Origin of the sequence: Achromobacter insolitus, assembly GCF_002209555.1 — a bacterium.
GTDB classification, from domain to species: domain Bacteria; phylum Pseudomonadota; class Gammaproteobacteria; order Burkholderiales; family Burkholderiaceae_B; genus Achromobacter; species Achromobacter insolitus.
In genome coordinates this window covers 1-20,037 of sequence record NZ_NJIF01000007.1, presented here as the reverse complement: position 1 = coordinate 20,037, position 20,037 = coordinate 1, and the positions used below count along the sequence as shown (strand labels likewise).

The window sequence follows — 20,037 nt, the reverse complement described above, 5'->3', positions numbered from 1 at the left end:
AAGGCGCTTCGGGGGTGGAACGCTTCGTCAGTTGGCCTTGACCACGCGGCCGCCCTTGACCTCGCCGATCACCACTTCCTTCGCGGTAATCGCGTCGTGGTTGTCCGCGCTGAACGGTTTGGTGTAGGTCATTACCACGCCCTCGACGGGCGTCTGCAGGTTTTCGAGGGCCTCGCGGACCTTCGGGCCGTCGGTGGAATTGGCCTGCTTGAAGGCCGCGGCCAGCAGATAGATGGAGTCATAGCCCTGGGCAGCCGACACCGGCGAATCGATGCGGTTGTTCTTGGGCTTGAACTTGGCCAGGTAGGCGTCGATGAAAGCCTTGCGCTTAGGCGTGTCCGGATCTTGGATGAAGGTCTGCGGCATGCGCGCGCCTTCGCCGTTGGCGCCGGAGTTGTCGATGTAGTTGGCCATGGACAGGGTCCAGCTGCCGATGATCGGCACCTTCCAGCCCAGCTTGGTCATGCCGTTGGCGATCTGCGCCAGCTCGGGGCCGATGCCGTAGGTCAGCACCGCTTCAGCGCCGGCGGCCTTCGCCTTCAGCAGCTGGGCCGTCATGTCGACGTCCTTGATGTTGAATTTTTCCACGGCCACCGGCTTGATGCCCTTGGAATCCAGGGCCTTTTCCAGGTCCTCGCGGCCGAGCTGGCCGTAGTTGGTGGAGTCGGCCAGGATCGCGACCTTCTTGAAGCCGCGGCGGGTCACCGCTTCTTCGACGATCATCGGGGCCTGGATGCTGTCGTGCGCGGCGTTGCGGAACACATAGTTGTTCGGGTATTCCGGCGCCTTGAACTGGTGCGTGATCACGCTGCCCGTGGCCACGTTGTTGAACACGGGGATCTTGGCATCCTGGTAGAAGCGCTGGGAGGCCAGCGCCACGCCGGTATTGATGTACCCGACGGTGGCCGCTACCTGTTCCTTATTGATCAGCTCCTGCGCGATCTGCACGCCGCGCTCGTTCTTGGCTTCGTCGTCGCGTTCCACGGCGACCAGCTGGCGTCCCAGCACACCACCGTTCTTGTTGATTTCTTCAATGGCCAGGCGCACGCCGTCGCGCATGCTCACGCCCATGGAGGACGAACCGCCGGTGTAGGGGCCGGCTACGCCGATCTTGATGGGGTCGGCGGCGTGGGACGCGGCCGTTGCGGCAAGTGCAAGGGTTCCTGCTAGCAGCTTCAAACGAAAATCCATGAATGTCTCCGTTGTAATTGGTAGAACTGCGTGGAAAACCGTGTGCCGGCGCCGGGCGGCGGAAATCAGATGCTGCGGCGCTCTCCTGTGTGGCGTGTCGTGACTGTCTGCCTAATCACTTACGCGAAACTGACCCGGCGGGGTTTTTCCGCGTAAATACCTAGTACGGACGCACAGGCGCACCTGCCATGCGCCAAGGCGCAGCCTGAAATGGGGAAGGGGAAAGGCGGCGGCGTGCCGTGGCGGGCATGGACGGGACGTTGCATTGGCCGCATCCTAGCCAGCGCTGCGCCGGGTTGCGCGGAATTTCATTCCGCCCTGGACTGGAAATTTATTCCTGGCTGGCCTGCGGGCCGCGTGGCCATTGGGCCACCTGTTTGCACACGCCTTCCAACCATAGGGAAAACGCTTGGACCGCGTTGCCGGGTGGGCGCGAGCTTTCGGTGCACAGGTAATACTGGGATTCCCCGGGAATCTCGATGTCCAGGACGCGCACCAGCTTGCCTTCGTCTAGCCATTCCGCGGCCAGTGCGCGTCGCGTGAGCGCAAGACCCTGACCGGCGCGCGCGGCAGCCAGCATGATGCCCAGGTCCACCAGCCAGACGCCGCGCGTAGGCTCGGGCCAGTCGAGGCCGGCGGCGGCGAGCCAGGGCCGCCATGGCTCCATGGGACAGCGCAGCAACTGCGCCCGCGCCAGATCCGCGGGCCGCTCAAAGGGACCGTGCCGGTCGCGGTAGTCCGGCGCGCAGACGGCGAACACCGGATCCGCGGTCAATTGGCGCGCATTCAAGCCGGGATACTTGCCACTGCCGAAGCGCACCCAGACATCGGCGTTGGGCGGCATGATGTCCAGGTAAGGTATGGACAACATGATTTCCAGTTCCACCTCGGGATGCGCGGCGGTGAAGCCGGGCAGGGCGGGGATCAGCACCTGGCGGGCGAAAGTGGGGGTGGACACGACCCGCAGGGGCTCGAGTTTGGGTTCTCCGCGTTTGTGCAGGGAGGCGTCCGACAGCAGGTCCAGCGCCGTGCGGACCTGATCCAGGTACTCCCGGCCGGCAGCGCTCAGCGTGGCGCCGCGGCTGCTGCGTATGAAGAGGGTGACGTCCAGCAAGGCCTCCAGCGCGGCAATGCGCTTGCCGATGGCGCTGGCGGTGACGAAGAGCTCCTCGCTGGCGCGTTCGAAAGAGCCCAGGCGTGCGGCTGCTTCGAAAGCCTGGATGGCGGCCAGGGGTGGCAGGCGCACATCTTTGGAGGGGGAGGGACCGCGCATGATCGTCTGGCGGGCCGGTGCTGCGCCCGACGAAAAAGTGGCAACCGCGAGATTATAAGGACGGCGGCGGCAGCCCTTCGCCATAGCGCCGGAGCACTTGGGCGATTTCCACGCGATAGCCGTCCAGCCAGCGCGCTTGCCCGGCCTTGGCGCGCAGGTGCTCCGGATGGCGGATCAGTTGCTCCAGGGCGTCCATCGATTCCCAGTAATAGACGTTGCAGACCAGTCCCCGCGCCGTGTCCTCCCAGCTCTCTTCTCCCAGATAGCCGGGGATGGCGCGCGCGGCGGCGGCAATGGCCTGGTCAAGGCGGTGGAAGTCATCGTCGAACTGCTTCTTGGCGAAGATGAACGTGGAGCTGTACATGGGGAGGGTCCGGCGAGTCAGACGATAACGTCGCTTATACGCCCTTGAGCGCCAGGCTGATCGCCAGCGCCGCCATGACGACCGCGATGAGGCCGTCCAGGATACGCCAGGCGGAAGCACTGGCGAAGAACGGGGCGAACAGGCGGGATCCGATGCCCAGCACGGCAAGCCACAACAGGCTGGCGGTGAAGGCGCCGGCGGCGAACGCCATGCGGGCGTCCTCGAAACCATGCGCCAGCGAACCGACCACAACCATGTCCAGCCAGAAGTGCGGATTCAGCAGCGAGAAACCCAGCGCGCCCAGCATGGCCGCACGGCGCGACGGAACCACGTCGCGAGCTGCGGCCAGGCCCCCGGTGGCGGTCCAGGCGCGGCGCGCGGACTGCAGCGCATACCAGGACAGGAAGGCTACGCCGAACCACAGCACGGCGGTCGTCAGCCAGGGAAACCAGGAGGTGAGAGCCTGCAGGCCGGAGACGCTGGCGAAGATGAAGATGGCGTCGATCAGCGCGCAGATGGCGACCACGCTCAAGAGGTGCGCGCGCATCAGCCCCTGGCGCAGGATGAACGCGCTTTGCGCGCCCACGACCGCGAACAGGCCCAGCCCGGTGGCCGTGCCGCTGGCCCAGGCAGTGAAGAAGAGGGGGGATGACAACGTGGCGAACATGACCTGCACCTGTGCTGCTACGCCTGTGGCGGCGCTTGGATGACAATGCCGGGCGCCGGGAAGCGCTCCGGTAATGCGTCATTTTCGCTTGCACGGCATATGAAATAAAGCTAATTTTCCTTCACTATCTTAAGTAAAACTAATCTCATGAAAATCGATCACGGCAACCTGCGGGCCTTGGCGGCGGTAGTGCGGGAAGGCAGTTTCGAACGGGCAGCGCTGTCGCTGAGCGTCACGCCCTCGGCGGTGTCGCAGCGGATCAAGGCGCTGGAGGACCGCATGGGGCGTTTGCTGGTCCAGCGCACCGTGCCGGCTGTGGCAACTGCCGACGGGCAGGTGCTGGTGCGGCTGGCCGAGCAGACGGCGCTGCTGGAGCATGACGCGCTCGATCGCCTGGGGGTGGCGGATGACGACGTGCCGTACGCCAGCATCCCGGTCGCGGTCAATCACGACAGCCTGGAGACCTGGTTCGTCGATGCGGCCGTGCAGTTCTCGGCCCGCACGCGGGCCACGCTGGATATGCAGTCCGAAGACCAGGATCACACCGCCACGCTGCTGCGCAATGGCTCAGTGCTGGGCGCGGTCACCGCGCTGGCCGAACCGGTGCAGGGGTGCCGCATCCATGCGCTGGGCAGCATGCGCTATGTGGCGACCTGCACGCCTGAATTCCACAAGCGCTATTTTTCGCAAGGCGTTAACGCCCAGACGCTGGCGCAGGCGCCCGTGCTGGTGTTCAACCGCAAGGACGCATTGCAGGCCCGCTTCGCGCACAAGATCGCCGATCCCGCGCCTTGGCAGCCACCGGTCTGGTGGGTGCCTTCCACGCGCGCGTTTGTGCAGGCCACGCTTGGCGGGCTGGGCTGGACCATGAATCCCTTGCCGCTGGTGCAGGAACACCTTGACGCAGGTCAGCTGATGCTGCTTCGGGGCCGCGCCTGGGAGGACGTGCCGCTGTATTGGCAGCATTGGCGGGTAAACTCCGAAGCAATGGAAGCCCTGACCGATTCGGTCCTTTCAGCCGCCCGCAGCCTGGTCAGGCGACGTTAACCCACTAGGAGAACACCCCATGAACATCCGCAAGTTCGCTGTCATTGCCGCCCTGGGCCTGTGCACGGCCGGTTCGGCGTGGGCAAAGGACTACAAGGTTGGCCAGATCGAGGTCGATGACCTCTGGGTGCGCGCGTCCGCGCCGGGCCAGTCCAACGGCGCGGGGTATATGGATATCGACAACGACGCGAAGACCCCGGACCGCCTGCTGTCGGTGTCTTCCGATGCCGCGGAACGCGTCGAACTGCACACGGTGCAGACCGAGAACGGCGTGTCGAAGATGCGTCAGGTGGAAGGCGGCATCGCGTTGCCGGCCGATACCGAGGTCAAGCTCAGCCCGGGCGGCTACCACGTCATGTTCATCAAGCTGAAGGCCCCGTTCGCCGAAGGCGGCACGGTCCCGGCCACGCTGAAATTCGAAAAGGCCGGCGAAGTCACCGTGCAGTTCAAGGTCAAGCCGGCCTCGCACAACCCCGGCATGAACCACGGCGGCATGAACCACGGCACGATGAAACACTAAGCGCTCCGCGCTGCCCGCGCTGTCCTGATAAAGCAGATCTGCCCGAATCGCGGCCGCGCGGAGCCGGCTTTGCCGGTCCGCAGCGGCGCCCCCTTGAGGGGGAAGCGCGTAGCGCTTCGGGGTGGGCCCTCTCAGCCGGTCCGCAGCGGGCCCGTCCTGGGGGGAAGCGCGCAGCGCTGCGGGGGGTCAGTACAAGCCTTGCTGACGCATTGCGTCAGCCACCTTCACGAAGCCGGCGATGTTGGCGCCGTCCAGGTAGTTGACGTACTCGCGTTCGCTGTGGCCGTGGCGCACGCAGTTTTCATGGATGTCGCGCATGATGGCGTGCAGGCGGGCGTCGACTTCATCGCGCGTCCAGGCCAGGCGAGCCGAGTTCTGCGCCATTTCCAGGCCGGAGACGGCCACGCCGCCGGCATTGCTGGCCTTGCCGGGCGCGTAGAGCACGCGCGCGGCGATGAAGGCCTTGGCGGCTTCCAGCGTAGCAGGCATGTTGGCGCCTTCGGCAACGCAGAGCACGCCGTTTTTGATCAGCGTTTGCGCGTCGGCCAGTTCCAGCTCGTTCTGGGTGGCGCAGGGCAGGGCCACGTCCACCGGCACGTGCCACGGACGCTTGCCGGATTCATAGGTCAGGCCGAATTGGCGGGCATAGGTGTCCAGGCGGCCGCGCAGATCGTTCTTGATGTGCATCAGCGCCACCAGCTTTTCGTGCGTGAAGCCGGCTTCGTCCACCACGGTGCCGTTCGAATCCGAAACGGTCACGACCTTGGCGCCCAGCGCCATGGCCTTTTCGATGGCGTACTGGGCAACGTTGCCCGAGCCCGACACGGAGACGCGCAGGCCGTCGAAGGAGCGGCCGACGCGCTTGAGCATTTCTTCGGCGAAGTACACCGTGCCGTAGCCGGTGGCTTCGGGGCGGATCAGGCTGCCGCCGAAGGTCAGGCCCTTGCCGGTGAACACGCTGGCGGTCGAGTTGGACAGCTTCTTCATCATGCCGGCCATGAAGCCGACTTCGCGCGCGCCCACGCCGATGTCGCCAGCCGGCACGTCAGTGTCCGGACCCAGGTGGCGGTACAGCTCGATCATGAGGGCTTGGCAGAAACGCATGACTTCGGCGTCGGACTTGCCCTTGGGATCGAAGTCGGAGCCGCCCTTGCCGCCGCCCATGGGCAGAGTGGTCAGCGAGTTCTTCAGGGTCTGTTCGAAAGCCAGGAACTTCAGGATCGACAGGTTCACCGAAGGATGGAACCGCATGCCGCCCTTGAAGGGGCCGATGGCCGAGCTGTGCTGGATGCGGAAAGCGCGGTTGACTTGGGCCTGGCCCCGGTCGTCGGTCCAGCACACGCGGAACTGGATCACGCGTTCCGGCTCCACCAGGCGTTCCAGCACGGCGTGCTCGGCATAGTGGGGGTGCTTTTCGATGAAGGGCCACAGGCTCAGCATCACCTCCTGGACGGCTTGCATGAACTCAGGCTGCTGCGGGTCGCGCGCGGCGACGCCACGCAGGAAGTCGTCCAGACTCTGCACTTTCAACATGATCTCCTTGGGGGCGCTTCGAATAGGTGCGGACTGCGCCGGATTGGGGCGCGAAAAATTCTTTTTGGTGCACGGTCGCACCGGTATGGTGCGGAATTGTAGGGGCAAAATGTTGCCCTGCGCAAAGTCGAAAATTCCGCCATCACCTTGATATCAAAGCGCTTTTTTGTCATTTAAATTGGGGACGCATAAAAATCGAAATTGACTGAAAAGCAGGAGAAATGCCGAACTTTTAAGAAAAGCGGTTGAATTCACTGGGGAAAATAATATGTCCCCAGTTTTAATCGTTGATGCGGCAAGGCTCTGGATGCATGCGAGCGCGGAGTATTGACGGCTCATTTCGGTTATCTGTCACGGGCAGCGCCGGTGAATGCTCTTAATGCGTCCCCGTTATTTATTTGCGAAAGATCACATCCTGGGTGCGGGATTACAACTGCACGGCCGCCAGCGCCGCGCCCAGGGCCATCAGGATCGCACCGACCACTCGGTCCGCCGCGAGCTGATGGTCCAGCAGCGCGCCGCGCAGGACCGGCGACGACACCGACCACGCCACCACGCCGAACCATATGGCGTGCGCCAGCGACATGAACAGACCGTAGCCAAACTGCCATGGCAGCGGCGTACCGGGCGACACGACCTGGGTATAGGTACTCACCACGAACAGTGTGGTCTTGGGGTTGAGTGCATTGGTCAGAAAGCCGTTGTTCAGCGCCTGCCAGGACGAAAGCGGCGGCCGCGCGGACAGGTCGCGGCTGACCGGCGTGCGGTTGAAGAAGGTCTTCCAGCCCATGTAGACCAGATAGCAGGCGCCCGCCAGCTTGATGCCCTGCAGCACGGGCTGCGCGTAATGCGCCAGCAAGCTGACGCCAAACATCGTGTAGAAGACATGCACCTGCACGCCCAGGGCAATCCCCAGCGCGCAGATCAGGCCGGTGCGCCGTCCGAATAGATAGCTATTGCGCATGACCATGGCGAAGTCCGGGCCGGGACTGATGACTGCAAGTATCGTGATGAGGGCGACGGCGAACAATTCGGTCATGGCGAAAGCGGCGGAGGGTGATACGGAACCGGCATTGTCGGGCGCTGGCGCGGGGTGGAAAAACGATTTCTAATGCCCAATATCCGTGAGAAAAATTCACCTTTCCCCATGAAATTGCCGCCCCTCAATACCCTGCGGGTCTTCGATGCCGCCGCCCGCCATCAGGCCTTCGGAAAGGCGGCCGAAGAGCTGCACGTGACGCATGGCGCCGTTAGCCGGCAGGTTCGGCTCCTGGAAGAGGCCCTGGGACTGGCCTTGTTCGAGCGTCGCAACCGGGCGGTTTTCCTGACCGATGCAGGCAGGCAGCTGTTCGAGGTGACTCGCGGCTTGTTCGAGCAGTTGACGGCAGGCCTGGCCAAGCTGCGTCAGCCGTCGGTGGACGCGCCGCTGGTGCTGTCGTGCGAACCCACCATCGCCATGATGTGGCTGATCCCGCGCCTGCCGGATTTCCAGCGCGCTCACCCGGGCGTGCAGGTGCATCTGTACGCGGCGGGAGGTCCGGTGGATTTCGCTGCCCAGGGAGTGGACGTGGCACTACGCCGCAACGATTTCGATTGGGATCCTGCTTTGCATGTCGAGCGGGTGTGCGAGGAATGGACGGGGCCGGTGCGCCGGCCAGGGCTGGCAGGCGCGGCGCGCGCAGAGCCGGCCGAAAGCGTCTGGGCCGGCGCGCCCGCGCTCGGCAGCGCGACCCGCCCTCAAGCCTGGCGGCAATGGTCGCGCGCCGCAGGCGTGAAGCCGCCGCGCCGTGCTGGACCCGCCTACGAGCATTTCTATTTGAGTTTGCAGGCGGCCGCGGCCGGGCTCGGAGTGGCAATAGGCTCCGCGTTGATGGTCTGCGACGCCTTGCGGGACCGCCGGCTCGAGGCGCCTTGCGGCTTCGCGCGGGATGGCTCGGCCTACGTCCTGTTATCGCCCCGGCCTTGCGCGGACGACCCGCGCGCCGGGGTCTTCCTGGAATGGTTGCGCCGGGAGGCCGCCGCGTCGCTGCAGGAGGCGGCGGCGGGCCCGGTGGACGCCGCTCAGAGCGTGGCGTCGTAGTCGATCGTCAACGGGGCGTGGTCCGAGAAGCGCTCGTCCTTATAGATAGCGACATTGCGTGCACGCGCGGCGATGCCGGGCGTCGCGATCTGGTAATCGATACGCCACCCGACGTTCTTGGCCCAGGCCTGGCCGCGGTTGCTCCACCAGGTGTATTGGTCAGGGCGGTCGTCGATGGTGCGGAACACGTCGACAAAGCCGCGCTTGTCGAACACGTCGGTCAGCCAGGCGCGTTCTTCGGGCAGGAAGCCCGAATTCTTCATGTTGCCCTTCCAGTTCTTGAGGTCGATTTCCTTGTGCGCGATGTTCCAGTCGCCGCAGATGACGAACTCGCGGCCGGTCGTCTTATGTTCGTGCATCAGGGCATCGATCCAGGGGCCAAAGCGGTCCAGGAAACGATACTTGGCCTGCTGGCGCTCGTCGCCGCTGGAGCCCGAGGGCAGGTAGGCGCTGATGACCGACAGGTTCTTCCAGTCGGCGCGGATGATGCGGCCTTCGGGATCGAACTCCTCGCAGCCCAGGCCGATGTTGACGCGCTCGGCCGCGTCTCGTAAGTAGATGCCGACGCCGCTATAGCCCTTTTTGACGGCATGGTGGAAATGGCCGGTGTAGCCGGGCGGATTGCGCAGATCGTCGGTCAAATCATCATGCGACACCTTGATTTCCTGCAGGCAGAGCACGTCGGCGGAATGCTTTTCCATCCACGGTTGCAGGCCCTTGCGGAAGGCGGACCGGATGCCATTGAGATTGATCGACGTGATGCGCAGCAAAGCAAAACTCCTGTTGAACGGCCGCGAAGGGCCGGGGCAATGCCAGCAATTTAACCGACTCGGCGCGGATGCCCAGGAATAGCCCCGACAGCGGATAAAATGCCTGCGTTTGCCATCTACCGGACCTTTACGCATGCCCGCCGCCAATTCCTCCGCCACTGCCCTTGATTTCGTCCGCTTCGCCTTGAACGAGGGCGTGCTGCGCTTTGGCAGCTTCAAGGTCAAATCGGGCCGCATCAGTCCCTATTTCTTCAACGCCGGACTGTTCAACAGCGGGCGTTCGGTTGGCAAGCTGGCTCAGTTCTATGCCCAGGCGTTGCTGGATTCGGGCGTGAAATTCGACATGCTTTTCGGGCCGGCCTACAAGGGTATTCCGCTCGGCACGGCGACCGCCATCGCACTGGCGGGCCATGCCGGCATGAACGGCGCTGACGTGCCTTTCGCGTACAACCGCAAGGAAGCCAAGGACCACGGCGAAGGCGGCACCCTGGTAGGTGCGCCCCTCAAGGGCAAGGTCGTCATCATTGACGACGTGATCACCGCCGGGACGTCCGTGCGTGAATCGGTGGAGATCATCCGCGCAGCTGGCGCCGAGCCCGCCGCCGTGCTCATCGCCATGGATCGCATGGAACGCGCGGGCCCGGACGACGCGCTGTCGGCGCATTCCGCCGTGCAGGACGTCGCCAAGACCTACGGCATTCCTGTGGTGTCGATTGCTTCGCTGGCAGACATCCTGGCCCTGCTGCAGGACGACGCGTCGTTTGCCGAGCACCGCGAGGCGGTGCTGGCTTATCGGACGAAGTACGGGGTGAAGTAAACCCTGTGTTCAGTGAGCGCAGATATTGGGCGGCCAGGCGTCGCCCTTCATCCGTAGCTTGCCGCAGGCTCGGCGAGGCCGTGGGGTTGGCCGAAGACGACTTCGATTCGCCAAATGGGCGGCACCGTGTTTTTGGCTCCATGGGCGACTTCCAGCAGGTGCTGAGCCAGCAGTGATTCACGGGCATCGGTGCGACTTATCAGCCAGGCCAGGGCGAGTGATGCGTCCGGTATCAAGCGGATCGGATTCATTCCCGGCCTTCCTCGATCCAGGAGCGCATGATGGATAAACGAAGGGCCGCGGCAATATGCCGCGGCCCTTCGTTTCGTCTGATACGTCGGGAGTGCGCCCGTTGCCGGGGCGCCCCGCGCGGTCAGCTATCCAGCTTCTGCTTCAATAGATCGTTCACCTGCTGCGGGTTGGCCTTGCCGCGCGCGGCCTTCATGATCTGGCCCACCAGCGAGTTGAACGCCTTCTGCTTGCCGGCCCGGTACTCTTCCACGATGGCGGGATTGGCGGCCAGCACTTCGTCGATCATGGCGCCGATGGCGCCGGTGTCGCTGATCTGCTTGAGGCCGCGCGCCTCGATGATGGCGTCCGCTTGGCCGCCGTTCTCACCGGCCCACATGGCGCCGAAGACTTCGCGGGCGATCTTGTTGGAGATCGTGCCGTCGATGATGCGGCCGATCAGGGCGGCCAGTGCCGGCGCCTGGACCGGAGACTCGGCGATGCTCTTTTCGTCCTTGTTCAGGGCGGCGGAGACCTCACCCATGACCCAGTTGGCGGCCAGCTTGGCCTGGCCGGCGGGCAGCGCGTTCGCCACCGCCTGGAAGTAGGCGGCCAGGTCGCGGCTGACGGTGAGCTGGGCTGCGTCGTAGGCGGGCAGGCCGTACTCGGACTCGAAGCGGGCGCGTTGGGCGGCCGGCAATTCGGGCATGGCGGCCCGGACTTCGTCCACCCATTCGCGCGAGATGACCAGCGTGGGCAGGTCGGGGTCGGGGAAGTAGCGGTAGTCGTGCGCGTCTTCCTTGCTGCGCATGCTGCGGGTTTCGTCGCGGTCGGCATCGTACAGGCGGGTTTCCTGCACCACGGTGCCGCCGTCTTCGATCAGTTCGATCTGGCGCCGCGCTTCATAGGTGATGGCGCGCTCCAGGAAGCGGAACGAGTTGACGTTCTTGATCTCGGTGCGGGTGCCGAATTCCTTCTGGCCCACGGGGCGCACGGACACGTTGGCGTCGCAGCGGAACGAGCCTTCCTGCATGTTGCCGTCGCAAATGCCCAGCCACACGACCAGGCTGTGCAGGGCGCGGGCGTAGGCCACGGCCTCGGCGGCCGAGCGCATTTCCGGTTCCGTCACGATTTCCAGCAGAGGCGTGCCCGCGCGGTTCAGGTCGATGCCGCTGCCGGGGGCGCCGTTGGCCAGGCTGAAGTCGTCGTGCAGGGACTTGCCGGCGTCTTCTTCCAAGTGGGCGCGCGTCAGGTTGACGGTTTTTTCTTCCTCGCCCACGAAGAACGACAGCGAACCGCCCACGACCACAGGCAGCTCGTACTGGCTGATCTGGTAGCCCTTGGGCAGGTCGGGATAGAAATAGTTCTTGCGCGCGAAAACCGAGCGCGGCGCGATGGTGGCGCCCACGGCCAGGCCGAAGCGGATGGCGCGTTCGGCCGCGCCGCGGTTCATGACCGGCAGGCTGCCCGGCAGCGCCAGGTCGACCACGTTGGCGTGGGTGTTGGGCGCGGCGCCGAATTGGGTGCTGCTACCCGAAAAAATCTTGGAGTCCGTGGAAAGCTGCGTGTGCGTTTCCAGGCCGATGACGATTTCCCAGTTCATGTTCTCAGCCTTGCTGGACAGGGGCACGCGTATGCCAGTCCGTCACTTGTTGGTAGCGGTCGGCGATGGCCAGCAGGCGGCCTTCGTCGAAGTAGTTGCCGATGATTTGGAGACCGACGGGGCGCGGACGGGCGCCAGCGCCGCCAGGCCGCCCCAGGGCGCTGGCAGCCCCCTCGGGGGGCAGTCCTCCGCCGAAGCCGCAAGGTATGGACATGGCCGGCAGGCCGGCCAGGCTCACGCCTAGCGTGTAGACGTCGGCCAGCCAGTCGGCGGTGGGATCGTCGCGGTTGTCGCCGATGTTCTTGGCCACGGTGGGGGTCACCGGGCCCATGATCACGTCGCACTGGTCGGCATAGGCGCGCTGGAAATCCTGCGCGATCATCCGGCGCAAGCGCTGCGCCTGCAGGTAATAGGCGTCGTAGTAGCCGTGGGAAAGCACGTAGGTGCCGATCAGGATGCGGCGCTTGACCTCATCGCCGAAGCCTTCGGCGCGCGAACGGCTGATCATCTCGTTCAAGTCGCCGTATTGGGCGGCGCGGTGGCCATAGCGCACGCCGTCGTAACGCGCCAGGTTGCTGGAGGCTTCGGCGGGCGCGATGACGTAGTAGGCGGGAATGGCCAGTTCGGTGCGCGGCAGCGAGACCGGCACGCGCACGGCGCCCAGGGCCTCGAACTGGGTCAGCGCGGCCTCGACCGCGGCAGCCACGTCGGGTGCCAGGCCCGCGCCGAAGTACTCGGCGGGCACGCCGATGCGCAGGCCCTTGAGCGGCTGGCTGCCGGCGGCGTCGAACCGGCTCTGGGCGGCCTCGAAGTCGCGCCGGACGCGGCCGGGCTCGTTCGTGGCGGCATCGCATTTCTGCAGGCTGGTGGCGTCGCGCGGGTCAAAGCCGCTGATGACGTCCAGCAGCTCGAGCAGATCGCGGGCGCTTTCGGCAAGGGGGCCGGCCTGGTCCAGGCTGGAGCCGAAGGCCACCATGCCATAGCGGGAGACGGTGCCGTAGGTGGGCTTGATGCCGCTGACGCCGCACAGGGCGGCGGGCTGGCGCACCGAGCCGCCGGTGTCGGTGCCGGTAGCGGCGGCAACCAGGCGGGCGGCCACGGCGGCGGCCGAACCGCCCGACGAGCCGCCGGGCACGGCGGCGTGGTCCCAGGGGTTCTTCACGGCCCCGTAGGCGGAATTTTCATTGCCGGAACCCATGGCGAATTCGTCGCAGTTCAGCTTGCCCAGCGACACGGCGCCGGCCTCGCCCAGGCGCTCGACGACGGTGGCGTCGAACGGGCTGACGTAGCCCTCGAGCATCTTGCTGCCGGCGGTGGTGCGCCAGCCGCGGGTGACGAAGGCGTCCTTGTGGGCGATCGGGATCCCCGCCAGCGGGCCAGCCGAGCCCGAAGCCAGGGCGGCGTCGGCGGCGCGGGCCTGGGCCAGCGTCAATTCGGCGTCAATATGTAAAAAGCAATTCAGGCCGCTGGCCCCTTCGGCGGCCGTCAAGGCGCTTTGAGCGAGTTCGACGGCGCTGACCTGGCGTTGCGCAAGGGCCGCGCGCAGGGCGGCGATCCCCTTGAATTGGGTGTGCAGAGCGGGTTTCGTCATGACTTAATCCAGGACCTTGGGAACCAGGAACAGGCCTTCCTGGGCATCGGGGGCGTTGGCCAGCAGCTCCTGCCGCCGGGCTTCCGAGCTGGGTTCGGTCACGACATCTTCACGCAGGCGCAGCACGATATCCTCGTGGGCGGACAGCGGGTGAGCCAGGGGTTCGACCCCCTGCGTGTCGACGGACTGGAGCCGTTCGATCAGGTGGAGGATGCCGTTGAGTTCGGCCTGCGCAAGGGTGCGCTGGTCGGGGGTCAGTTCGATTCTGGCCAGCCGGGCAATGCGGGCCACATCTGTGTCATTGAGCGCCATGGGGGATTGCAAATCGATAAGCGAAGGCCGAGGGGCGGGACAGGGCAGTATGCATACGCCGAACCCGTTACAAAGCTTGAATAGCCTGCATTTATGCGCTATTTCCGGGGAAATTATAAGTTATGATTCACGGTTTAATCGCCGTGATGACAGGCGGACCCGTTGTTTTACGGGCCCTACGCCCCGCGGCATGTACCTAATTCCCCCCCAGAATTTAGCTGAGCTCCCATGTTCGGATTCCTGCGCAGTTATTTTTCCAGCGATATGGCGATTGACCTCGGTACCGCCAATACGCTGATCTACGTCCGCGGCAAGGGCATCGTGCTCGATGAACCGTCCGTGGTCGCAATCCGTCATGAAGGCGGTCCTCACGGCAAGAAGATCATCCAGGCCGTCGGCCACGAAGCCAAGCAGATGCTCGGCCGCGTTCCCGGCAATATAGAGGCCATCCGGCCCATGAAGGACGGCGTCATCGCCGACTTCACGGTCACCGAACAGATGCTCAAGCAGTTCATCCGCATGGTGCACCCCCGCAACATGCTGGCGCCCAGCCCGCGCATCATCGTCTGCGTGCCCTGCGGCTCCACCCAGGTTGAACGCCGCGCCATCCGTGAGTCGGCCTTGGGCGCGGGCGCGTCCCACGTCTTCCTGATCGAAGAACCCATGGCCGCGGCCATCGGCGCCGGCCTGGCCGTGTCCGATGCCAGCGGCTCCATGGTCGTCGACATCGGCGGCGGCACCACCGAAGTGGCGGTCATCTCCCTGGGTGGCATGGTCTACAAGGGTTCGGTGCGCGTCGGCGGCGACAAGTTCGACGAAGCCATCGTCAACTACATCCGCCGCAACTACGGCATGCTGATTGGCGAACCCACCGCCGAACTGATCAAGAAGGAAATCGGCTCGGCGTTCCCGGGATCCGAAGTCCGCGAGATCGAGGTCAAGGGCCGCAACCTGGCCGAAGGCGTGCCGCGCAGCTTCACCGTCTCGTCCAACGAGATCCTGGAATCGCTGACCGATCCGCTGAACCAGATCGTTTCGGCCGTGAAGATCGCCCTGGAACAGACGCCACCCGAACTGGGCGCCGACATCACCGACAAGGGCATTGCCCTGACCGGCGGCGGCGCGTTGCTGCGCGACCTGGACCGTCTGCTGCAGGAAGAGACCGGCCTGCCCGTCGTGGTGGCGGACGATCCGCTGACCTGCGTCGTGCGCGGCTGCGGCGAGGCGCTGGAACACCTTGAGAAACTGGGCGCCATCTTCATCAACGACTAATTTTGCCCGCCAGCCCGGAGCCCAGCTTTTTCACGGCTCCGGCCGCTGCCGGAGCGACGGACGCGGGCGTCCGGGCTGAGATTCATGCAACGACAAGGGACTCCTCCCCTATTCAGGCGCGGCCCACCTGCGGAGGTGCGGCTGGTCGTTCTGGTCGTCCTTGCTTTGGCCCTGATCGTCATGGATTCGCAATGGCGCATGCTGGAACCGGCGCGCCGGGCGATGTCCGTGGCCCTCTACCCCTTCCAGCGCGCCGTCATGGCGCCGCGCGACCTCGTCCAGCAAGTGAACGAATGGGTCAATGCGGCCAATCTCATCCGTAGCGAAAACGAAGCCTTGCAACGCCAGCGCATCGAGCTGGCGCAGGTGACCACGCATGGTGCCCAGCTGGCCGCTGAAAACTCGCAGTTGCGCCGGCTGCTGGGCGTGACCGACACCGTGGCGCAGTCGGCCGTGGTGGTCGAGGTCATGTACGAGCCCACCAATGCGTTCACGCAGCGTCTGGTGTTCAACAAGGGCAGCAAGGCCGGGCTGGCTCCCGGCATGCCGGTGATCGACGAAGGCGGTGTGGTCGGGCAGATCGTGCGCGTCACGCCGATGACGGCCGAGGCGGCGCTGGTCACCGACGAACAGGTCTCCATCCCTGTGCAACTGCTGCGCAACGGCTTGCGCCTGATCGCGTTCGGTGGCAACTCGCCGGGCAAGATGGAGGTCCGTTACCTCGCCGCCAATGCCGACATCAAGGAAGGCGATACTATTGTCACCAGCGGCGTTGGCGGGCTGTTTCCCGCCGGCCTGCCCGTGGCCAAGGTAACCTCGGTCGAACGCGATACCGCCTCGGGCTTCGCGCGCGCCGTGTGCGAACCGCTGGCCCACCCCGAACGCTATCGCCACTTCCTGGTCCTGCAGGTCGATGTGGAGCGCGCCGAGTCCAACCGTCAGGAGGTCGATTCCGGTGGATCGGACTAACCAATCCTATGGGCAGGCCTCGCGCCGCCTGGGCACCCCCAGCAATGTGCAGCCCGACCGGCTTTCCGGTCCGGCGCATGGCGTATTCGTATGGGGCACGGTGCTGGTGGCATGGCTGGTATCCCTGCTGCCGTGGCGCCTGTGGCAGGGCGCGCCTGACATCCTGCTGCTGATCATCGCCTTCTGGTGCGTGCACGAGCCGCGCCGCGTCGGCCTGTTCACCGCTTTCTTCTTTGGCCTGCTGATGGACGTGCACGACGCCGGCCTGCTGGGCGAACACGCGCTGTCATACACGCTGGTCGCGTATGGCGCCGTGGCGTTGCACCGCCGGCTGCAGCGGTTCGACCTCTGGAGCCAGGCCATGCACATGTTGCCTGTGTTCTTCATTGCCCGCTTCGTGACCCAGATCATCCATGCGTGGCTGGCAGGCAAGTGGCCGGGTTGGGATTGGGGCATCAGCGTGCTTCTGACCACCGCCTTGTGGCCGTTGGCCGGTTGGGTTCTGCACTTGCCGCAGCGCGGTGTCGACGACGCCGAATCTTCCTCCGCCTGACGGCGGCGCCGCGTCATGTTCGAATTCAAGAAAACCGGCCAGCAGCAGAAGCAGCGTTTCCGCCTGCGCGCCTGGGTGGGCGGGCTGTTTGCGCTGGCCTGCTTCGGCGTGCTGGTCGGCCGGTTCTGGTATCTGCAGGTGGACCGTTACGAAGGCCTGTCCGAACGCGCTGACCGCAATCGCATCGCGGTCGTGCCCATCCCGCCGCGCCGCGGCGAGATCCTGGACCGCAACGGCGAGGTGCTGGCGCGCAATTACCGCACCTATACGCTGGAGGTTGTGCCGGCGCATGCGGGGAACCTCGGAGAGCTGTTCGAGCGCCTGACCGAAGTCGTGTACATCAGCCCGGCCGATCAGCGGCGCTTCAAGCGCCGGGCCGCCGAATCCAGCCGCTACGCCAGCCTGCAGCTGCGCAACAATCTCAACGAAACCGAAGCTGCCTGGTTCGCTGCGCATTCCTTCCAGTTTCCGGGCGTGGAGCTGCGCGCGCGCTGGGTGCGCGAGTACCCGCAGGGCCTGTCGGCGGCACACGTGGTGGGCTATATCGGCCGCATCGCCGAGGGCGACATCGAAGAACTGGACCGCGCCGGCCAACTGGGCAATTACCGCGGCACCGATGTCATCGGCAAGAAGGGCATCGAGAAGACCTGGGAAGAACAACTGCATGGCCGCACCGGCCTGGAAGAGGTCGAAGTCACCGCCGGCGGTCGGCCGATGCGCACGCTGCGCCGGATCGACCCGGTGCCCGGGTCCGACATCATGCTGTCCATCGACCTGGGGCTGCAGAAGGTGGCTGAAGCGGCCTTCGAGGGACAGCGCGGAGCACTGGTCGCCATCGACCCCGACACGGGCGAGGTGCTGGCCTTCGTCTCGCAGCCGTCGTTCGATCCGAACCTGTTCGTGGACGGTATCGACGTGGACAACTGGCGCATGTTGAACGAATCGCCCGATCATCCACTGATCAACCGGCCGCTATACGGCACCTATCCCATCGGTTCGACCTATAAGCCCTTCGTAGGCCTGGCCGCCCTGGAGCTGGGCAAGCGCCGCGCCACCGACCGCATCTCGGACCCGGGCTATTACGAGTTCGGCGGCCAGAAATTCCGCAATGCCGGAGGCGCTGCCTACGGCATGACCGATATGCACAAGGCTATCGTCGTATCGTCGGATACGTACTTCTACTCGCTGGGCCCCGAGATCGGCGTGAACGCGCTGCACGATTTCACCAAGCAGTTCGGCTTTGGCCAGATCACCGGCATCGACCTGGAAGGCGAAAAGCGCGGCGTATTGCCATCGACCGACTGGAAGCGATCGGCCTACAAAGACAAGGAGCGCCAGCGCTGGTACGCCGGCGAGACGATCTCCGTGGCGGTGGGCCAGGGCTACAACGCCTTCACGCTGCTGCAGCTGGCGCAAGGCACCTCTACGCTGGCCAACAATGGCCTGTATCGTCGGCCGCATCTGGTGCATGCCGTGCGCGATCCGCGCAGCGGCGTGGCCAAGGCGACCGAGTCCACGCCCGACTACCGCATTCCGCTCAAGCAAGCCAACGTCGACGTGATCAAGAACGCCATGGCGGACGTGGTGCGCGCGGGCACGGCGCGGCGCGCGTTCGCCAACACCGCCTACCAGGCAGCGGGCAAGACCGGCACCGCGCAGGTGTTCAGCCTGCGTGGCGGCCATTACCGCGCCAGCGCCATCGACGAGCGCCTGCGGGACCACGCGCTGTTCATGGGTTTCGCACCGCTTGAACATCCCCGTATCGCCGTGGCGCTCATCGTCGAGAACGCCGGCTGGGGCGCCAGCGTTGCCGCGCCGGTCGCGCGCAAGGTGTTCGACTATTGGCTGGCCAAGGAACGCCAGGACAAAATCGTGCGGCCGGAGCGCGCCGACCCCCTGGCCTCGGTCGAGGCCATTGCTTCTGACGTGGTGCGCCAATAATGAAACGCCTGGGCCTTATCCTGCTGCGCGTATTCACGGCCTTCGATTGGCCGTTGCTGGCGATCCTGTTGATGTTCGCCGCGCTTGGCCTGACGGTCATGCACTCCGCGGTGGGCGGAACCGATTGGCGCTTCGCCGAGCAATCGCGCAATTTCATCATCGCCTTTTTCGCGATGTGGACCATGGCGTTGATTCCTCCCAAGTGGCTGATGAAGCTGGCCTTGCCCTTTTACGTGGTGGGGGTGGTGCTGTTGCTGGGCGTGGAGTTCTTCGGCGAAACCAGCAAGGGCGCGACCCGCTGGCTGAACCTGGGCGTGACCCGCATCCAGCCGTCCGAAATGATGAAGATCGCCGTGCCCATGATGCTGGCCTGGTACTTCCAGCGCCATGAAGGCGCGGTCCGCATCCGCGACTTCCTGGCCGCAGCCGCCATGCTGGCCGCACCCTTCGGCCTGATCGTGCTGCAACCTGACCTGGGTACCGCGCTGCTGGTGTTCGGCGCAGGCTTTTTCGTCATCTATTTCGCGGGCCTCTCCTTCAAGCTGCTTGTCCCTGTCATGCTGGCCGGCATCATCGCCATCGGCACACTGGTCTATTACGAGGACCAGTTATGCGAGCCTGACGTGGACTGGGTCGTGCTGCACGATTACCAGAAGCATCGCGTGTGCACCCTGCTCAATCCGAGCTCCGACCCGCTGGGCAAGGGTTTCCATACGATTCAGTCGATGATCGCGGTGGGCTCGGGCGGGGTGTACGGCAAGGGTTACATGAAGGGCACGCAGACCCACCTGGATTTCATCCCCGAACGCACCACCGACTTTATCTTCGCGGTCTACGCCGAAGAGTTCGGCCTGTATGGCGGCATAGCCATTTTGGTGCTGTACGGCCTGATGATGGCGCGCGGCCTGACCATCGCATCGCGGGCGTCATCGCAGTTCGGCAGGCTGCTGGTGGGGGCGCTGACGATGATGCTGTTCATCTACGTGTTCGTGAACGTGGGGATGGTGACAGGGATCCTGCCTGTGGTGGGGGTGCCGTTGCCGTTCATGAGCTATGGGGGGACTGCGTTGTTCACCATGGGGATTGCGTTTGGGATCATGATGAGTGTTAGTCGGCATCGGTCGGTTAAGACTTGATCTTTTTGGCGGCTGCGCGTTCTTCGTAGGTCGCCCGTAGGCGCGGGCGGCGTGGCGGCTCGCGCCCACGATTGCGGTCCGGAGCGTTCGCTCCGGACTTCCCCGTCCTCATCCTCGTCACCGCCTGCGGCGGTTCCTTCGGATTCCGTCGGGCGCATCGAGGTTGCGAG

Annotated in this window: 20 protein-coding genes; 9 read left to right on the top strand and 11 right to left on the bottom strand. The window is 65.1% G+C overall.

The genetic code is table 11. The features are described 5' to 3' along the window. Nucleotides 1-27: 27 nt before the first annotated feature. The 4 genes from CEY08_RS20600 to CEY08_RS20585 form a co-directional block, all read right to left on the bottom strand. Nucleotides 28-1,191, bottom strand: coding sequence for an ABC transporter substrate-binding protein (locus tag CEY08_RS20600; protein WP_042796075.1), 1,164 nt, complete (start codon nt 1,189-1,191; stop codon nt 28-30). Between the two features lie 331 nt (nt 1,192-1,522). Then, a complete protein-coding gene (locus CEY08_RS20595) occupies nt 1,523-2,464 on the bottom strand; it encodes a LysR substrate-binding domain-containing protein (RefSeq protein ID WP_063641569.1) in 942 nt (313 codons plus the stop codon). 52 nt (nt 2,465-2,516) lie between these two features. Next, the gene (locus CEY08_RS20590; RefSeq protein ID WP_076816661.1) at nt 2,517-2,828 is read right to left on the bottom strand and encodes an antibiotic biosynthesis monooxygenase family protein; all 312 of its coding nucleotides are present in this window, start codon (nt 2,826-2,828) and stop codon (nt 2,517-2,519) included. A gap of 34 nt (nt 2,829-2,862) precedes the next feature. Further along, complete coding sequence (locus CEY08_RS20585) at nt 2,863-3,495, bottom strand: LysE/ArgO family amino acid transporter (protein ID WP_042797509.1); 633 nt, start codon at nt 3,493-3,495, stop codon at nt 2,863-2,865. Between the two features lie 147 nt (nt 3,496-3,642). Between CEY08_RS20585 and CEY08_RS20580 the strand changes: the two genes are divergently transcribed. Together CEY08_RS20580 and CEY08_RS20575 are read left to right on the top strand one after the other, a co-directional pair. Next, on the top strand, nt 3,643-4,542 hold the full coding sequence (locus CEY08_RS20580) for a LysR family transcriptional regulator ArgP (protein WP_042796077.1): 900 nt from the start codon (nt 3,643-3,645) through the stop codon (nt 4,540-4,542). Nucleotides 4,543-4,561: 19 nt separating this feature from the next. Further along, entirely contained in the window at nt 4,562-5,062 is a 501-nt protein-coding gene (locus CEY08_RS20575) for a copper chaperone PCu(A)C (protein WP_042796078.1), read from the top strand. Nucleotides 5,063-5,248: 186 nt separating this feature from the next. Here CEY08_RS20575 and gdhA read toward each other — a convergent pair whose 3' ends face one another. Both gdhA and CEY08_RS20565 read right to left on the bottom strand, forming a co-directional pair. Further along, nucleotides 5,249-6,595, bottom strand: coding sequence for an NADP-specific glutamate dehydrogenase (gene gdhA, locus CEY08_RS20570; protein WP_042796081.1), 1,347 nt, complete (start codon nt 6,593-6,595; stop codon nt 5,249-5,251). Nucleotides 6,596-7,022: 427 nt separating this feature from the next. After that, the gene (locus CEY08_RS20565; protein ID WP_076816659.1) at nt 7,023-7,634 is read right to left on the bottom strand and encodes a LysE family translocator; all 612 of its coding nucleotides are present in this window, start codon (nt 7,632-7,634) and stop codon (nt 7,023-7,025) included. A gap of 108 nt (nt 7,635-7,742) precedes the next feature. On the opposite strand from CEY08_RS20565, the gene CEY08_RS20560 reads away from it, so the two are divergent. Beyond that, nucleotides 7,743-8,675 (top strand): LysR substrate-binding domain-containing protein, encoded by a 933-nt coding sequence (locus CEY08_RS20560; RefSeq protein ID WP_076818046.1) that lies wholly within the window; start codon nt 7,743-7,745, stop codon nt 8,673-8,675. Here the strand turns inward: CEY08_RS20560 and CEY08_RS20555 are convergent. Beyond that, the gene (locus tag CEY08_RS20555) at nt 8,657-9,445 is read right to left on the bottom strand and encodes an exodeoxyribonuclease III (protein WP_042796083.1); all 789 of its coding nucleotides are present in this window, start codon (nt 9,443-9,445) and stop codon (nt 8,657-8,659) included. The genes CEY08_RS20560 and CEY08_RS20555 overlap by 19 nt on opposite strands. A gap of 133 nt (nt 9,446-9,578) precedes the next feature. Here CEY08_RS20555 and pyrE point away from each other — a divergent pair, with 133 nt between their 5' ends. Next, complete coding sequence (gene pyrE, locus CEY08_RS20550) at nt 9,579-10,262, top strand: orotate phosphoribosyltransferase (protein ID WP_076816657.1); 684 nt, start codon at nt 9,579-9,581, stop codon at nt 10,260-10,262. 47 nt (nt 10,263-10,309) lie between these two features. Here the strand turns inward: pyrE and CEY08_RS20545 are convergent, their stop codons facing one another. From CEY08_RS20545 to gatC, 4 genes are all read right to left on the bottom strand, one after another. Beyond that, entirely contained in the window at nt 10,310-10,513 is a 204-nt protein-coding gene (locus CEY08_RS20545; RefSeq protein WP_042796085.1) for a hypothetical protein, read from the bottom strand. Nucleotides 10,514-10,635: 122 nt separating this feature from the next. Then, complete coding sequence (gene gatB / locus CEY08_RS20540) at nt 10,636-12,093, bottom strand: Asp-tRNA(Asn)/Glu-tRNA(Gln) amidotransferase subunit GatB (RefSeq protein ID WP_076818044.1); 1,458 nt, start codon at nt 12,091-12,093, stop codon at nt 10,636-10,638. 4 nt (nt 12,094-12,097) lie between these two features. Continuing rightward, on the bottom strand, nt 12,098-13,684 hold the full coding sequence (gene gatA, locus CEY08_RS20535; protein WP_076816654.1) for an Asp-tRNA(Asn)/Glu-tRNA(Gln) amidotransferase subunit GatA: 1,587 nt from the start codon (nt 13,682-13,684) through the stop codon (nt 12,098-12,100). A gap of 3 nt (nt 13,685-13,687) precedes the next feature. Beyond that, nucleotides 13,688-13,996, bottom strand: a complete 309-nt coding sequence (gene gatC / locus CEY08_RS20530) for an Asp-tRNA(Asn)/Glu-tRNA(Gln) amidotransferase subunit GatC (protein ID WP_042796086.1) — start codon at nt 13,994-13,996, stop codon at nt 13,688-13,690. Nucleotides 13,997-14,224: 228 nt separating this feature from the next. Here gatC and CEY08_RS20525 point away from each other — a divergent pair, with 228 nt between their 5' ends. The 5 genes from CEY08_RS20525 (at nt 14,225) to rodA (ending at nt 19,867) form a co-directional block, all read left to right on the top strand. After that, nucleotides 14,225-15,268, top strand: a complete 1,044-nt coding sequence (locus CEY08_RS20525) for a rod shape-determining protein (RefSeq protein WP_006216320.1) — start codon at nt 14,225-14,227, stop codon at nt 15,266-15,268. Between the two features lie 84 nt (nt 15,269-15,352). Beyond that, nucleotides 15,353-16,237 carry a rod shape-determining protein MreC gene (gene mreC / locus CEY08_RS20520; RefSeq protein ID WP_042796087.1) on the top strand — a complete coding sequence of 295 codons (885 nt, stop codon included), beginning with the start codon at nt 15,353-15,355 and terminating at the stop codon, nt 16,235-16,237. After that, on the top strand, nt 16,224-16,790 hold the full coding sequence (gene mreD, locus CEY08_RS20515; RefSeq protein ID WP_076816652.1) for a rod shape-determining protein MreD: 567 nt from the start codon (nt 16,224-16,226) through the stop codon (nt 16,788-16,790). Before mreC ends, mreD begins: the two co-directional genes overlap by 14 nt. Nucleotides 16,791-16,805: 15 nt before the next feature. Further along, complete coding sequence (mrdA, locus tag CEY08_RS20510) at nt 16,806-18,731, top strand: penicillin-binding protein 2 (protein WP_042796089.1); 1,926 nt, start codon at nt 16,806-16,808, stop codon at nt 18,729-18,731. Next, nucleotides 18,731-19,867: a rod shape-determining protein RodA gene (gene rodA / locus CEY08_RS20505; protein ID WP_042796090.1), complete on the top strand. Its 1,137-nt coding sequence runs from the start codon at nt 18,731-18,733 to the stop codon at nt 19,865-19,867. Before mrdA ends, rodA begins: the two co-directional genes overlap by 1 nt. Nucleotides 19,868-20,037 lie beyond the last annotated feature (170 nt).